The 17,002-nt window shown below is 36.9% G+C and carries 12 protein-coding genes; 6 read left to right on the plus strand and 6 right to left on the minus strand.

Going from position 1 to position 17,002, the window contains the following annotated elements:
- Positions 1-16: 16 nt before the first annotated feature.
- The 4 genes from KSK55_RS02360 to KSK55_RS02375 all read right to left on the minus strand — a co-directional run bounded on the left by KSK55_RS02360 (position 17) and on the right by KSK55_RS02375 (position 5,058).
- A complete protein-coding gene (locus KSK55_RS02360) occupies positions 17-694 on the minus strand; it encodes a potassium channel family protein (protein WP_256664154.1) in 678 nt (225 codons plus the stop codon).
- The gene (locus tag KSK55_RS02365; protein ID WP_218608030.1) at positions 691-1,350 is read right to left on the minus strand and encodes a potassium channel family protein; all 660 of its coding nucleotides are present in this window, start codon (positions 1,348-1,350) and stop codon (positions 691-693) included. Before KSK55_RS02365 ends, KSK55_RS02360 begins: the two co-directional genes overlap by 4 nt.
- The gene (locus tag KSK55_RS02370) at positions 1,347-4,163 is read right to left on the minus strand and encodes a cation-translocating P-type ATPase (RefSeq protein WP_218608031.1); all 2,817 of its coding nucleotides are present in this window, start codon (positions 4,161-4,163) and stop codon (positions 1,347-1,349) included. The genes KSK55_RS02365 and KSK55_RS02370 overlap by 4 nt, the downstream gene beginning before the upstream one ends.
- 649 nt (positions 4,164-4,812) lie before the next feature.
- Positions 4,813-5,058 carry a YwbE family protein gene (locus KSK55_RS02375; RefSeq protein ID WP_214418545.1) on the minus strand — a complete coding sequence of 82 codons (246 nt, stop codon included), beginning with the start codon at positions 5,056-5,058 and terminating at the stop codon, positions 4,813-4,815.
- 285 nt (positions 5,059-5,343) lie between these two features.
- Here KSK55_RS02375 and KSK55_RS02380 point away from each other — a divergent pair, with 285 nt between their 5' ends.
- Both KSK55_RS02380 and KSK55_RS02385 read left to right on the plus strand, forming a co-directional pair.
- Positions 5,344-5,940: an acetate uptake transporter gene (locus KSK55_RS02380; RefSeq protein WP_214418546.1), complete on the plus strand. Its 597-nt coding sequence runs from the start codon at positions 5,344-5,346 to the stop codon at positions 5,938-5,940.
- Between the two features lie 91 nt (positions 5,941-6,031).
- Entirely contained in the window at positions 6,032-7,816 is a 1,785-nt protein-coding gene (locus KSK55_RS02385) for an SLC13 family permease (protein ID WP_214418547.1), read from the plus strand.
- Positions 7,817-7,951: 135 nt separating this feature from the next.
- On the opposite strand, the gene KSK55_RS02390 is transcribed toward KSK55_RS02385, so the two are convergent.
- Positions 7,952-8,773 (minus strand): flavodoxin family protein, encoded by an 822-nt coding sequence (locus KSK55_RS02390; RefSeq protein WP_218608032.1) that lies wholly within the window; start codon positions 8,771-8,773, stop codon positions 7,952-7,954.
- A 549-nt stretch (positions 8,774-9,322) separates the two neighbouring features.
- Here KSK55_RS02390 and KSK55_RS02395 point away from each other — a divergent pair.
- The 3 genes from KSK55_RS02395 to KSK55_RS02405 are packed head-to-tail and all read left to right on the plus strand — an operon-like array spanning position 9,323 to position 15,140.
- Positions 9,323-9,973 (plus strand): response regulator, encoded by a 651-nt coding sequence (locus KSK55_RS02395; protein ID WP_218608033.1) that lies wholly within the window; start codon positions 9,323-9,325, stop codon positions 9,971-9,973.
- Complete coding sequence (locus tag KSK55_RS02400; protein ID WP_218608034.1) at positions 9,942-10,340, plus strand: nitrogen regulation protein NR(II); 399 nt, start codon at positions 9,942-9,944, stop codon at positions 10,338-10,340. The genes KSK55_RS02395 and KSK55_RS02400 overlap by 32 nt, the downstream gene beginning before the upstream one ends.
- Positions 10,341-10,376: 36 nt before the next feature.
- Complete coding sequence (locus tag KSK55_RS02405; protein WP_218608035.1) at positions 10,377-15,140, plus strand: PAS domain S-box protein; 4,764 nt, start codon at positions 10,377-10,379, stop codon at positions 15,138-15,140.
- A 284-nt stretch (positions 15,141-15,424) separates the two neighbouring features.
- On the opposite strand, the gene KSK55_RS02410 is transcribed toward KSK55_RS02405, so the two are convergent.
- Positions 15,425-16,180, minus strand: coding sequence for a class I SAM-dependent methyltransferase (locus KSK55_RS02410; RefSeq protein ID WP_218608036.1), 756 nt, complete (start codon positions 16,178-16,180; stop codon positions 15,425-15,427).
- Between the two features lie 212 nt (positions 16,181-16,392).
- On the opposite strand from KSK55_RS02410, the gene KSK55_RS02415 reads away from it, so the two are divergent.
- Positions 16,393-16,959: a flavin reductase family protein gene (locus KSK55_RS02415; RefSeq protein WP_218608037.1), complete on the plus strand. Its 567-nt coding sequence runs from the start codon at positions 16,393-16,395 to the stop codon at positions 16,957-16,959.
- The last annotated feature ends 43 nt before the right edge of the window (positions 16,960-17,002 follow it).

Here is a 17,002-nt window from a genome sequence, read left to right on the forward strand (position 1 = left end):
GAGTTGGAATGATCATCTATTGGGGCTTCTCTAGTACCTCCCGGACCTTCTGAATGACCGACTCATGTGCAACCGCAAGCACATCATCACCCGGATGTAGAATAATATTTCCACGTGGAATGACAAGCTGATTATTCCGGATTATTGCAGATAAGACACATTCCTGCGGGAGATGAAGATCTTTAATCGCTTTTCCGGATGCAGAAGAACCACTGGTAACCTTGTTTTCAATAAGCGAGTAATCTCCGGTGCGAAGCTTTAACATCGTCATCATATCCCCAACTGTCATTTCCCGAGCGATAAGATGAGCCATAAAATCAGCCTGGTTTACCGTAACATCAACACCCATTTCTTTCGTAAAAAGCCATGCATTTTTCGGGATATTCACTCGTGCTATGGTTCTTTTTACTTTAAATTCAAATTTCGCAAGACTCGTTATTACCAGATTCGTCTCATCAAATCTGGTGACAGCAGCAACCACATCAACCGAAGAGATACCTGCTTCACTCAAGTCATGAGGATTTGTCGGATTCCCTTCTCTCAAAAGAGAAGAGGAAAATTCCTTTCTTAATTTGTCTAAATCATTCTTATTATCTTCTAAAATCGTAACCCTATGCCCCTCCGTCAGGAGAATTTTCGCTAGGTACATTCCAACTTTTCCCCCTCCGGCTATCAACACCGACAAGACCATCATCCACCTCCTGCTGCATGTATTCCATGTTTGAGACGATCAACAGAATGTTCCTCTACCGCAAGGTGGATAATATCACCTTTCTCCAAGGTAGTTCCGAGTGTAGGAATACTGGTTTTTCCTTTCCTGGTAAGTGAGATAACGATTATTTCTCCTGGGACCGTGAGATCTTTTACCTGATGTCCGGCAAGAAGGGAAGGAACATCATATCTGACAATCCCAACATCTCCATTTCCAATTCCATGAATAATATCAAGATGAGAAAAGGTTAAAAGTTCTGATATACGCTCGATTCCCAGTGAGACGTTTGTTACGGTCTGGATCCCGAGTTTATGATATAGCTCAGAATACCTGGGCTCATGAGTTCGTGCAATTACTTTTGGGACCCGGAACATTTGTCGTGCAGCACGAGCCACCACGATATTTATTGCATCATTTCCGGTAACTGCAGCAAGACCATCAGCTTTTGCAACTCCGCTCTCGTAAAAAGATTCTTTATCAAGAGCGTCATGTTCTCGAATGGTTCCGGAAAATCCCGGACCCAGCCTTTGAAATGATAAAGGATCATTATCCACTACTGTCACATCATGATGGGATCTGACTAACCGGTGTGCCAATCCTGAACCCATCCGACCACACCCTATAACGATAAATTTCATGAGATTCCTCCAGATGAAGAACTAATTTTATGCCTTTCTATCATTCGCATGATACCTTTTCTGAATTCTTCAGCAATAAGCAAAGCTGGAGCCCATGCAAACAGAAATAACCAGTTTTGAGCTGGAAACGGTGCGGTTCCGATAATTGTCTGAAAAAATGGAACATACAGAATGATAAGAATAATTACCAGTTCACTTGCGATACCTAACCAGACCATTTTATTCGAGAACAGTCCCGCTGCCCGTATCGAACTACGCTCTGTCCGATGTGCTAACACGTTTCCTATCTGTGTTGTTACCACTGCAGCAAGGGCCATCCCAACCGCTGAATGATAAAGTGGACCCTCAGCTGGCAGATCAAAAATCTGACCCCAATACCCATTCGTCCAGTACTGGTAGAAAAATGCTGACATCACCGCAAGACTTTGAATCGGACCAAGCCAAAGATATGATCTCAGTAACAAGGACCGGGTAATTACATGCTCTTTAAGATTTCTCGGCGGTTTATCCATGATACCTGGTTCAGGAGGCTCTGAACCTAATGCCAATGCCGGGACCAGATCTGTTCCAAGGTCAATTGATAAGATTGGCATGACATCTAGTGCCAGAGGTATCCTGGCTTTACTAAATGCAAATAAAATAAATGGAACTGCTTCAGGAGTATTGCTGGTAAAAATGTAACCTGTAAATTTTTTGATATTTGAATACACGGCACGTCCTTCCTCTATTGCATTTACAATTGATGCAAAATTGTCATCAGTCAGGATCATATCTGCTGCTTCTTTTGCAACATCTGTGCCAGTTATTCCCATTGCAACACCAATATCTGCTTTTTTAAGAGCCGGTGCATCGTTGACTCCATCTCCGGTAACGGCTACAATCTGGCCGGTTTCTCGTAATATTTCAACTACTTTTAATTTGTGTTCTGGAGATACCCGTGCGAATATAACTTCTCCGGTAAGATGTCTTTTCAATTCCTCATCATTCATCTGATCAAGATCTGCACCAGTAATAATATGGGGATTTTCTGTCGTAATGATTCCAATTTTTCGTGCAATACTCTTAGCTGTAAGGCCATAATCCCCAGTTATCATGATTATCCGGATTTGTGCATGATGGCATTTTTTCACTGCTTCAGATACTTCAGACCGTGGAGGATCCATCATGGCGATCAAACCAAGGAATATGAGATTATGTTCTACGTCTTCAGAATTTTCTATTTGATCATCGTCTGTGATTTCTTTCATGGCAATTGCCAATACCCGAAGCCCTTGTTCAGCAAAGAAATCATTTACCGTAATAATTTCTGATCGAATATCTTCTGATATTGGATACAACCTTGAATTCTTCATGAATGACGAGGTGAGATCAAGAACAGATTTTGGTGCACCCTTTAGGTACAATATCTGATCGGAATTCTTCAGATGAAGAGTACTCATGAGTTTTCGTCGTGAATCAAACGGAAATTCACGGATACGTGGATATTGCGAATTCTCCTCTTCATAATGTACACCTAATTTTTCTGATGCTACAAGAATTGCCGCTTCAGTCGGATCTCCAAGTATTGTCCATGGGTCTGTTTCATGGTCTGGTGGTATCAGGCGTGCATTTGAACACAATGATCCAGCGACACACAAACGGTGTAAATCTTCAAGAAGGCCAGAATCTATATTAACCTCATCTGGAGTAATCGTTCCTTCTGGATTGTAACCTACTCCAGTCACTGAAAAAGATGCTCCGGGAATCCAGATTTTTTGTACCGTCATCTCATTTTGAGTAAGAGTTCCGGTTTTATCAGTACAGATAACAGATGTACATCCCAGTGTCTCTACAGCAGATAATCGTTTTATGAGAGCATTTCGTTTCGCCATCCGCTGTGACCCCCGGGCCAGGGCGAGAGTTACGGTTGGTAATAGTCCTTCTGGGACAAATGCCACAATCATACCCAGTGCAAAAATAAAACTAGATGCAAGCGTGACTGATGTGAGAGTTATAAGCATGAAAAAAAACAAGATACCAATACTCACCGCAACTATCGTTACCATTCTGGTAACATGAACCATCTCTTGTTGCAAGGGACTTTTTTCTTCTTCAATTCCCTGAGTCAGGTCTGCAACTTTTCCAAATTCTGTATTCATCCCCGTGGCAATAACTACTGCTAGTCCTGTGCCTGATGCAACACTAGTACCAGCAAAAACAAGATTTGGATACTCAATCTTCGAAAAACCAGAATCATACCATGGATCTGCAATCTTTTTAACCGGATGAGATTCACCAGTCAGTGTGGATTGATCAATCCGAAGCTCTGATGCTTCAATTAAACGACCATCAGCAGATATATGATCTCCTTCACTGAGGACCATAATATCTCCGGGAACTAAATCTTCTGCTTCAATATTTTTAGTTATGCCATCACGAATTACCCGCACATGAAGCGGTAATAACTGAACCAGAGCATCAGCAGCTTTCTCTGCTCTGAATTCCTGCCAGAAAGAAAATAATCCATTAATAAGATTTACCATCCAGACAGCAATGCCTAACTGTGGCATGTGGGCAATGAAAGCAACAATTCCCCCAACCCAAAGAAGAATTGCCATGAGATGTGTAAAATTTGCCAGAAATCGGATGTATATCGACTTTTTCCGAGGTTTAATGAGAGAATTTTTTCCATACTTTTGTACTCGCCTGGCAGATTCATCACCAGTCAGTCCTGAAGATCGGGTTTCAAATTGAGTGAATATTTCCGATATAGATGAAGAATAATTTAATTCAGATTGATCGTCAGATGGACGAACATTTGGATCACCTATCATACCTCACTCCAATTTTCATCTTCTATCACACATCAATGCAGGATTCTTGTCACAGAAGCTTATAATACAAACGGATAACCATATAGAATAAAAATTAACCATCATAAAACATGAAAATTGATAATAAAACTAGAATATTATTTATATTATTTAATATATAATAATAATATATATAATAATATTATTGATGTGAGATAATCTGAAAATTATCTTCACCCATATAGTTCATTAATTAATTCGTTTTTTGAGAATTCTACTAAAATTATAGCAAATTTTTTAGCTACCCAAATAACCATTATCAGAATTGCCCTGCTTTAATTTCTTCAATATACGAACAAAGAAGGGGTCCAGTATGCGAAACGTATATTTTTATTATTTTTTTAATCTTAATCTATCCAATGAATACAAAAGGATATAGCATCTTTCTTTGATACTACTATTCACGAATATAATGAAAGTCTTAATATTCTATAGGTATTTGTATGGTTAAATAGCTCCCTCTCTATTGCATTATTATGATGCGAATTCCGGGGGAATTTTTGAGATTTATCGCATATTTACTGAAATTTTCCATTCAGACCTTTGTACAAAAAAAGTTCGTGGTATTATATTGTTAAAGCCTAAATTCATCGAGAACAATTATTACTTATTATTCTTTCTCAGGCTCACAAGGAATGATCAAACTTACTCTTCCTACCTGACCACTGACTAATCTTACTTTAATGCCATGAGGGTGAGTAGGTGATCTGGTCAATATATCCCGAACAATCCCACGAGTTGTTTTTCCACTTCGCTGATCCTGCTTTTGAATAATATCTACGCACAGGCCGGTCCTGATTTGGGATCGATTTTTTCCATTCAATCCGGTTTTTAATATGGTTTCATGTTCTTTCATTATCCAACTCTTGACAATAATAGATATAGATACAAAACTCCCATTCCATGAGACTTAAAGACACTAAATCATTTCCTTGTTAAAAAAAATACTGATAAATATTATTTAGAAAATTAACTTCATAGACACTCTTTAAAATTGCTATTCGTAAATATGAGGGAATATAAAAAAAGGTCTGGTAATAAGTTCTTCCCCAGTATCAGAATCTTTTCCATATCCTCATATAGCTCGCAGGATAATTACTCACATAATCACATAATACGATAGAATTTTATCGGAGGAATTATGTCTCTTGTGTATTCACCACATAATATGTTAATATCAGAAATTACTGCAAATCCTGCCCCACTCGGATTACTAGGATTTGGAATGACTACAGTTCTTTTAAATCTACATAATGCCGGATTATTTTCTTTAGGATCAATGATTCTTGCCATGGGTTTATGTTATGGAGGAATTGCTCAAATCATTGCCGGAATTATGGAGTGGAAGAAAAATAATACCTTTGGTATGACAGCTTTTCTTTCATACGGTTTATTCTGGTTTTCGTTTGTGCTCTTACTTCTTCTTCCCCAATCTCAATTGGTAGAAGGAACCGGGGGAAATATCGCGATTGCATCATATCTCATCATGTGGGGTATTTTTACCGGAGTTATGTTTATCGGAACATTAAAAATAAATAAGGCATTACAAATTGTCTTTGGATCTCTGACAATCTTATTTTTTCTCCTCGCAATTGGAAACATCACAGAGATTGAAACAATAACGAAAATTGCAGGTATAGAAGGAATTATTTGTGGATTTTCTGCAATATACACCGGACTTGCCCAGGTATTAAATGAAATTTTTGAAAAAGATATCTTCCCTCTTGGACCAGTATAAGATGATGGAATAAATTATCATCATTGGCAAAACCCCAGAAAACAATTTAATAGTTGTATTATCGATAAATATTCAATTTTCAGGCGGCAGAATGCTTCCAATAACAATTGATCAAATAATCGTCTTTTTGATCCTTTTTTTATCACTTGTTTTGTTTATTCAAGGCCGGTTCAGATATGATATTATTGCTCTCCTCGCATTATGTTCTGCAACAATCATCGGTGTTGTCCCTTGGGATCATGCATTTTCAGGATTTGCAAACCCTGCCATTATAACAGTGGCAGCTGTTTTGATAATCAGCAGAGGATTACTCAATGCCGGAGTTGTTGAGATGATCTCAGGATGGCTTCAAAAGGTAGGAAACCGTCCAACAATGCAAGTATCAGCCCTGACCGGACTTGTGATAACGCTTTCTGCATTTATGAATAATGTCGGAGCACTTGCCCTCCTCATGCCAGTTGGTATAAAAATGGCAAGAAACAGTGCCCTTCCGGTATCACTTCTTCTTCTTCCCCTTGCATTTGGCTCGCAAATTGGTGGAATGATAACCCTCATTGGAACACCACCAAATTTAATAATTTCAGCTTTTCGGGCAGAACATCTCGGTCAGGGATATGGTATGTTCGATTTTTCACCTGTTGGCCTTGGAATTGCTCTTTTCTCCTTTGTATTTATTGGTCTCATCGGATGGCGTCTCATACCCAGACGAACTGGTTCAGGATCCAGAGATGATTTTTTCCATATTAAAGATTATATCACTGAAATTTATGTTCCGGAAGATGCAAAATTTGCCGGAAAACCACTCAGAGAGATATACAAAGCAACGAATGCAAAGATCACTATCATTCAGGTAATCAGAGGGAGTCATACCCGTCCGGTACCATTTATATATGAAAAAATTAAGATCGGAGATATCCTGATTGTCCAAGCTGCACTTGATGAACTAAAAAAATTTTTGAATATAACCGGTTTTCAGCTGGAAGAGAAAAAAATCACTCAAGATGGATTCATTCAAACCGGTGACTCACTTCTTATGGAGGCAACAATCAGCCTTGAATCTCCGACGATTGGGCTGAATGTTAAAGATATCGACTTATGGTCAAGTTTTGGAGTATCTCTTATTGCAGTAGCACGACAAGGGATCCTGGTAAAGGAAAGACTCAAAGATATAAAATTTCAGGCTGGTGATGTTTTACTTCTCCAGGGAACAGAGGGGCTTTTAAAAGAGGCAATAAAAACATTAGGCTTTTATCCGCTCGCAGAACGAGGACTGAAGATTGGTGAACCAAAACGTATTGCAGAATCAATTGGGATCTTTGCTCTTGCTATCATCATTGCAGCACTTGGTCTATTGCCGGTTCAGATAATTTTCACCCTTGCTGCAGTAGTAATGGTTCTTATCCAGTTAGTCCCAATTCGGGAAATTTATGAAAGTATTGACTGGCCTGTAATCATTCTCCTCGGTGCATTTATTCCGGTTGGTCAGGCAATGGAAGATACCGGGGGAGCAGAATTGATTGCATCGACGTTATTATCGTTTCAAACTATACTCTCACCGGTAATCCTGCTTGTGATTATCCTCATCGTGACCATGTTGCTTTCAGCTCTTATTAATAATGCAGCAACTGCTGTGCTGATGGCTCCGATATCATTTAGCATTGCAACCGGTCTTGGGGTTTCTCCTGATCCTTTCCTAATGGCCATCGTGATAGGAGCATCCAGTGCTTTTCTGACACCAGTCGGTCATCAATCCAATGCCCTTGTAATGGGGCCTGCCGGTCTGAAATTTGGAGATTACTGGAAACTCGGACTTCCATTAGAGATAGTTATTGTTATTGTTTCGATACCGGTGATACTTTATTTCTGGCCGATGTAAAGAAAAGTGAGGGATCAGAAGTTTCCATATGAAATAAGATCTAACAAATCTGAATCAATTATTAAAAATGAAAATAAACATAATGTGGATCCAAAAAAATTTAGAATTATAAAAATATTAAAAAATAAAAATTAATTATTCTGATACGGGGGTTATCCTGTCCCGTATCTCCTTTTCAACATTCAGGTTCATCATTTCGATGACATTATTTACAACGCCCCGGGTATGAGCCCGAAATAGTTCATCAGTATTGAAAAATTCTCTATCTTCATTACTTGAGTATTCTGCACCATGGGTCCGGTATCCAATCCCAAAAGGAGCCAAAATATACCCAAGCTGTTGAAAATTCAGGAAAATATTCATAGCGGTAGTAATTCCTCCATCCTCATGACCGCAGACCAGAATCCCAACTACTTTCCCATGTGTCAGACCTGGTTTTTTCAGATGATAGAGGTTCTGCATACAAGTTGTCCGGTCAAGGAACGTCTTAAGCCTGGCAGACATGCTGTTCCAGTTGATAGGTGAAGCGATAATCACCGCTTTAGTTTTCGTCAGCATCTCATGAAACACATGCATGTCGTCGTCTTTATTCCGACAGGGATAATCACATGACTGAGCCCTGACCGCATAACAACACCAGCAATGATCGATAGAATATTCATTCAGATTAAACCTTCGATATGAAATGTTTCGTTCTCTCAGGACTTCCTCTGCGATATCACTCATCACCCCGGTGTTCCCGGCCCGGTGAGAACTTCCATTTATGAGAAGGACGTCAAAATCCTCTACCGGACAGGTAACCGGCTTTTCATGGACCGGGATGAACTCTCCGGAGGGACTATGACAATGAGGACATCCTTTCGGTGGTTTGTCTCCGGTGAACAAAAAACCGCAAACAGTGCATTTCCAGGTTATCTTTAATCCAGAAATTGGTTGATCATTTGATTGTAGAACCATGTTTTTATCACTTGAATGAAATATATGTATATTTGTCTCTTTTTTTATATCCAAGTATCTGTTTGGTTCATTCTTGAAAAATTCATTTCTTTATTTATATATCCCTCCATCTCCAATCATTCAATTATTCGGCTATAAATCACATTTTAGATCTTAATAAAAAGTGTAAAAACCACTCGCTGACCGATTACATCCAGATGAATATCTATATTTCATATGAGAAATGACTTAGACTATATCTGGGACTATTGACATAAAAGATTGCTCGAATATGCCTCGACAATTTAAGAGAATCTGTATTTTCGGAAGGTGAAATTCTGGTTATCATCCAGACATAAATCTTTACAATACCCTAAATATCACTCATATATGTTCCATAGAACAGAATTTTTTCATCTCTATAAGATATATTTCTCGAATTTACAAGATGTGGAGTGATAATTATTTGAGTGATTACTTTATCATATTGAATTTTTAGATGGTTATAATTCATTAGGATCAGAACATTTTATTTTGTTTAAGGCTATCTATACTTCAAGGAGTTCTTCTATGACCAAGAATAGGATTTTAATTGTAGAAGATGAATTTGTCACCGCTGCCAGTCTCTCAGTAGTCTTGAATGATTTTGGGTTTGAAGTTGTAGGAACGGCAGACAACGGTGAAGAAGCAATATTTTCTGCAAAAGAGCTCTATCCTGATCTTATTCTTATGGATATTGTACTGAATGGCGAAATGACCGGTATTACTGCTGCTTCAATAATAAAAGAAAAATATGACATTCCAATAATATTTCTCACAGGTCAATCTGATGATGCTACGGTAAATGCAGCTCTCGAAAGTGAACCTTTTGGATACATTGTAAAACCATTTGAAGAGAGAAATTTAAAAGCAAGCATTAAAATGGCTTTGTATAAACATGCAATGGATGAAAAATTACGTTCAAGTGAACGAACAAACCGGATACTCCTAAATTCGGTTCCAGATCCTATGATTCTGCTAGATAATAAAAAAAATATTATTGCTGTGAATGATCCGATGATTCATCTTCTTGATATCAGTACAGAAAATTTTAAAGAAATCAGTATATCTGAACCAATATTTCAAGTAAAACTAGGGATTTCGGAAAATGAAATTGAACAATTTTATACAAATACAAATCCTGAAAATAATGGTTATTTCTCACGAAGACAGGTGGTATGAATTAGCAATTCACAAACTTACGGAAATAAATAATTATATTACTCTTGTTGCTATCCAATACCATGATATTACAGACTATAAACATCTCGAAAAAGAATTGAGTGAGAGGGGATTTGGACAGATTGAACATAATATGGCTCAATTTCAAATTTTAAATGATGAGATTCGAAATCCTCTTCAAATCATTCGATTATTAATAGACATCAGTGAAACAGAATATAAACAACAAATAGACGATCAGATCACGGTGATCGATAATCTAGTTACTAAATTGGATAAAGGGTGGCTGAAATCAGAAAAGGTCCGCACTTTCTTATTCAAACATTACCAACATGGTATGGGAATTAATCCGGATATGTCAGAATAATCTCATTTTAGACATTTAATTTGACAGGAGATTATTATGAATGAAGAAAACAATCCTGGATTAAGAGATATTATCAACCTGATCCTTACAATATCTACCCGATTTGTAAATGTTCTGCCTGAAAACATTGATGAAGAAATAACAGCCTGTATTGCAGAAATTGGTTCATTTACAAACGTTGACCGTTCTTACGTGTTTTTTTTATCATCTGATGGAACGACCATGAGTTGTTCATTTGAATGGTGTGCTGAAGGTATTCAATCTCTCAAAGATAATTTTCAAAATATTCCTACCAGTATGTATCAAAGATGGATTGATATTTTATCCAGATTTGAACCAATTCATATCTCTCATCCATCAGATCTCACAAAAGGTTCTGATACAGAAAAAGAGATGCTAAATAAACTCGGTATTCAGTCAATTCTTGTTGTACCTCTTGTTATTCACAAAAAACTGATAGGTTTTTTAGGATTTGACAATTTTTTAAAACAAAAATTCTGGGACCAACAGATTATTACTTTACTTGAGATAATTGCAAAGGATATTGCCAGCCTTACCTACCGGAAAGATGTTTATAACGCCCATATTAAAAGTGAAAAAAAGGTACGAAACCTCATTCAGAATATCCCCGGGATGGTGTATAGTGCCAGTTATAACTGGTCTGTTAATATTATTACCAACAGTGAGAACATTTGTGGATACTCAGAAGACAATTTCAAGAACCATGATATAGAATGGATAAACCTCATTTATGCAGAGGATATTAATAGAGTATTTGAGGAATCACAAGCACTCCTTCAAGAACCAGTACAATCTATGGTACAGGAATATCGAATAGTCCATAAAAATGGAGAAATTCGCTGGGTGAGGGATCACAAAACATCAATATTCTCTCATAATGGTTCATTTATTGGAGTAGACGGAATTGTGTTTGATATTACGGATATAAAAAAGGCCGAGGAAAAAATTGGTGCCAACCAAAAACAACTAATCAATGTTTTGGAGAATCTTCCAAATCCGGTTATTGTGGGTCATGATGGAGTTGTTAGTTATGCAAATCCATCAATGATGAAAATGCTTCAATGTGACTGTAATAATTTTGATCAATTATTGCGAAGTTCAATACTTGCAGACTATTATGATAACATCCATTCAGCTCTTAATCTGCAAAAACATACCGAATCGATTGAACCCTATGAATTAGAGTTTGAGAATAAATCAGGAGACACAGAAACAGTTCTGATTCATAGTAATACAATTGATTTTTATAATATTCCTTCTTATTTGTTCGTCCTTACAGACATCACCCAACTTAAAAAGACAGAAAATTTGCTGGAAGTTACCGCTTTTAATCTTCGTGAACGAATGAAGGAACTGAATTGCCTTCAATTAGTATCAAATATTTTATTCAGATCAGGTTATGATGTTAAAACAGCATTATCACAATTATTAGATGTAATTCCACAGGCATTTCAATTCCCAGATATTACAACCGTGAATATTATACTCCGGGATCAGATATTCCAAAATTTCAACTTCACAGAAACATCCTGGAGGTTATCAACACCTATTCTATCAAATAGCATCGAAGTTGGTAGAATAGAAATAGCCTATCTAGAAAAGAGACCAGAATTGTCCATTGGACCATTCATGTCAGAAGAACAGGACCTACTAAACACCATTGCTCAGCGAATAGGAAAATTCGATGAATTAATTACTGCTCATGAAACACTCCAGAAAAATGAGAAGAGGCTTGCTTTTACTCTCGAAATAACTCGTCTCGGAGTTTGGGAAGTAGACTGGTTTACGAAAAATGAGACCCGAAATGCACGCCATGCACAGATCTTTGGTTACGATGATCTATTATCAGAATGGTCATTAGAGATATTTTTAGGTCACATAATTTCTGAAGAGAGGGAATATGTTCAGAGTTCTATACAATATGCAATCGAACATCATCAAAAAATGCAGATAAACTGTCGTATTCTACGAAAAGATAATGTTATCAGGTGGATTGCAATCATTGGAGAAGCATTATACGATGAATCTGATAAACCTATTAAATTTCTTGGAGTAGTTCAAGATATTACCGAATTCAAAGAAGTTGAAGAGGCTATTAAAGCAAGTGAGGAAAAATTCCGTCTCGTGGTAGAAAGTGCTCCTGATGCAATTTTTATCCAGATAAATGGAAAATTTTCCTACCTGAATCCATCAGCATGCAATCTATTTGGAATAACATCCCAGGAACAACTCCTTGGATCCTCAGTTATTGACAGATTTCATCCAGATTTTCGCGATATCGTGAAAAAAAGAATCAATAATCTCAACGAGGATCATATTTCTGTGGAATTGATTGAAGAAGTAATGCTTACTTTTGATAATACTCCAGTGGATGTTGAGGTATCAGCAGTCCCCTTCTTCTATCAGAATTCTCATGGAGCCTTGGTATTCCTTCGAGATATTACTGACCGTAAAAAAGCGATTTCTGCGATGCAGGAGAGTGAACAGGCATTATCAGCAATGATAAACAGTATCACCGAACCAGCTTTCCTAATTAATACTAACGGTCTTGTCATTACTGCTAATGATACAATGGCAGAATGGATAGGACTTTCTGGAAAAGAGGAGATCATCGGAAAAAATGGGTTAGATGAACTTAAACCTGAGATTAAACAATTCTATCAGGATAAAATTGCAGAGATTGTTGAAACAAAAAAACCCATCCGGTTTGAAGATTATCACTTTAAAAAATCAGCACTTACCTCAATGTATCCTATTCCAGATGATAATGGGATAATTACCAGAATCGCAGTATATTTACTGGATATTACGCAACTTAAAAAAACTGAAGAGATAAAAATACAAATCGAGAACAGGCTGAAATCCGCCATGAAAACTGGCAAAATTGCATGGTGGGAGATGGATATGCCGGAAGGACGTATCAGATTTGATGATCGAAAAGCAACAATGTTAGGATATGATCCTCAAATTTTTGAACATTATCGGGATTTCACCAATCTTATTCACCCAGATGACTTGAATCTCGCAATGCAATCTATGAATAACCACCTGAAAGGTATAACAGAAGAGTATGCTATAGACTACCGGATAAGAGATGTATCAGGTAATTATCATTGGTATCGAGACGTAGGTAAAATTACCCAGAGATATGATGACAAAAAACCAAAAATTCTTACCGGTGTTGTGATGGATATCACAAAAAACAAGCTTTCTGAAGAAGTAATTCGAAAGAGTGAGGCACAATACCGACTATTAGCAGATAATATCTCTGATGTACCGTGGGTTCTTAATATTAAGACAGGAACATGGAATTACATGAGCCCGTCAGTTGAACGATTAACCGGTTTTACAGTTGAGGAAACACTACAAAAAACAATTAATGAGGTCATGACTCAATCATCATATGATTATTTAGCAAAGGCACTTGCGGATCGAATATCACTTTTTTTCTCTAACCCTCATAAAAAAAATTATTATATTGATGAAATAGAGCAAATTCGAAAAGATGGTTCGAGGGTCTGGACAGAAGTAACCTCAAAATTTATCACGAATAAAAAGGGAGAAACATTAGTAGTTGGTGTCTCACGTGATATTTCTTCCAGAAAAGAGGCTGAAATTGCTCTTCAGGAATCAAAGCAATTCTTTGAGGATGTTATTAATTTTTTACCGGATCCTACTTTTGTTATTAATACCTCCGGACATATTTTAGCATGGAACCATGCTATGGAAGGTTTGAGTAGAATTGCTGCCCAAGAAATTCTCGGGAAAGGAAACTACGAGTATAGCCAACATTTGTATGGAGAACGAATACCTATTTTGATTGATTATGTTCTTCATCCAGACCTTGTTGATGATATAACAGAGAAATATTCAAATTTCCGGGAAGAGGGATCAACAATCATTGCTGAAAACAAGATAACATCACCTGATGGTCAGGTTCAATTTTATATGATAGCAGTATCACCATTATTTGACACTCGAGAAAATATTATCGGAGCCATTGAATCTATTCGTGATATTACAGAATTAAAAAGAACAGAAAAAGATCTTGCAGAATTAAATAAAAATCTAGAAAAAATTGTATTAGATCGGACAAAATCACTCGAAGAAGAAATAGAACTCAGAAAAAAGGCAGAAGAAGATATTGCAATTTCTCTTAAAGAGAAAGAGATGCTCCTTAAAGAAATTCATCACCGGGTTAAGAATAATATGCAGGTGATATCCAGTCTTCTTCTCCTACAATCGCAAACTATTCAGGATGAATATATTAAAGGGCTTTTTAAAGAAAGTATGGTCAGAATCAAATCAATAGCTCTTGTTCATGAACAACTATATCGTTCTGATAATTTAAGCAGGATTGATTATTCTGATTACCTTCGGAAGATGTTTCATCCGCTTTTTGATGCATATCGGACTGATATGCAGCAGGTGAAAATGGTGATTGATGCAAATCCGGTTCAGATTACAATTGAAAAAGCAGTTCCTTGCAGTCTGATTGTTAATGAATTAATTTCAAACTCTCTTAAACATGCATTTCCAGGAGATACAAAGGGTGAAATCCATATCAGGTTCTCATTTGATGCGCATACAAACGTCTATACTCTTGATTATGCAGATAATGGCATAGGATTTCCTGAAGGATTTAACCCTGAAAAAACTGGGTCATTAGGGATGAGTCTCATTAAAGGATTAACAAAGCAGCTGGAAGGCAAATTGGAATTCGTTTTAGGAAACGGAATTCATTACCTGATTACCTTTCCGTCTAAAGAAAAAATATAATTTAAGGCATAAGAAAAAATGAGTTAGTATACTAAGAGATATTTTGGTGGTTTAGCCTCGAAAAGATATGCAATGAAAATTCATCTCTTACTGGAGGAGAACACCTCATTTTTATTTTCAAGGTTGTAAAATCTACTTATTTATTAAATCAGATTGATATATGTATAATAACCACATAATAAAAATGTGATCAGATATTTTACCAATTCTAGGATGATTTGATATTCTTAATAAATTACAACATTATTTTTGATTAAAAAAGGAGAAGTACTAAAATCAATAATTCATGATAATGGTTTTCTCATTACAATATATGTATTCCCAAACTCGTCAGAATATTTCTCAAAAATCTTCATCTGCCTTTTGAGCCCATGAATTACCATCAGAGCAGGCTCATCTTTTGCATATTCCTCTTCCAGTTCTCCAAACTTTTCTCTCATTTTTCCATAGTAACTTTCCTCCCATACATGAGAAGGGAGCCTAAAGGATCCAACCATTTCAAGACCGGCATTCCGAACAATCTCAAATCCTTCATCTTCAAACATCATAGAGGGATGGTATTCGTCGAAAAAATCCCGTGGCTCATCAGAGGGAGTTTTCGTAAACCAAAAAATATCGGAGATCATTATGTATCCTCCCCGTTTCAGAAGTGATTTCCAGTACCTGATGGCTTTTTCGATACCTATGATAGATGAACATCCTTCAGCCCAAATGATATCAAAAGCCTCCTTTTCAAAGGGGAGATCATCCATAGATGCACAGACTGTTTTGATTCTCCCGGTAAAACCTTCAGAAATAATTTTTTCATTCACCACATCGAGATAGGGCTGATGAATATCTGAAGCAATTATCCTGCAGGACGGACAAAGACGGGCAAGGGCGATCGTCTGCATTCCTTTCCCGCAACCAACATCAAGAATCTCACCTCCTTGTTCAGGTGGATCAGCAATTAGTAAAAAGGCCTTTTTTGTGTGTTCATCATCCCCCCCTCCAAGCCGGGGTAATGATTCAAAAATCTTAAAAATAGGATTATTGTCCATAAATCCATTTATAATAGAATAATTAAGTAGTTTGTGTTTTTATCGGAATAGGAAAACTTGTTTTTTAATACCAATCTGTTCTTAACTTACCCTATTGATAGTCACTTTCCTTAGGAATAGTGACTTTTATTTAATCTTCAGTAACTGATCAGATAATTAAATCATTCACTCCTCAAGGGACGATGATTTTTATTGAATTTTTGGTTGATGCTATGAATAAAGAGCAAATTGGTAACAATTTTTTTATTCCGATGCCTGTCGTACTCGTCGGAACACAGGTATCTGGAAATGCAAATTTTATGACTGTTGGCTGGGTGGCCAGAGCAAATGCTAATCCACCTATGATCGTTTGTGGTATTGGAAATCACCATTACACTCCGAAAGGAATAGAGGAGAATGGAACTTTTTCAGTAAATATCCCCTCAACTGATCTCATTGTTAAAACGGATTATTGTGGTATCGTTTCTGGATCGAAAACTGATAAATCAAAGGTATTTGACATTTTCTATGGGAATTTAAAAACCGCTCCACTCATCAAAGAATGTCCGGTTTCTATCGAATGTAAACTTGTTCAAATCATTCCACTCCCTACAAATAGTTTGTATCTTGGGGAGATAGTGGGAGTGTGGGTAGATGGTGAAATTATGGCAGATGGCAAACCAGATATCAATAGTATTGACCCGATATTTTTGAGTATGCCAGATAACCGGTACTGGAACCTTGGAGAACATATCGGAGATGCCTGGTTAGATGGAAAAGATCTTCAATTGAACGAATAATTTAGTGATATTCACCCATTTTATTTCAATGAGACAGTTAAAT

Origin of the sequence: Methanospirillum hungatei, from assembly GCF_019263745.1 — an archaeon.
Classification (GTDB): domain Archaea; phylum Halobacteriota; class Methanomicrobia; order Methanomicrobiales; family Methanospirillaceae; genus Methanospirillum; species Methanospirillum purgamenti.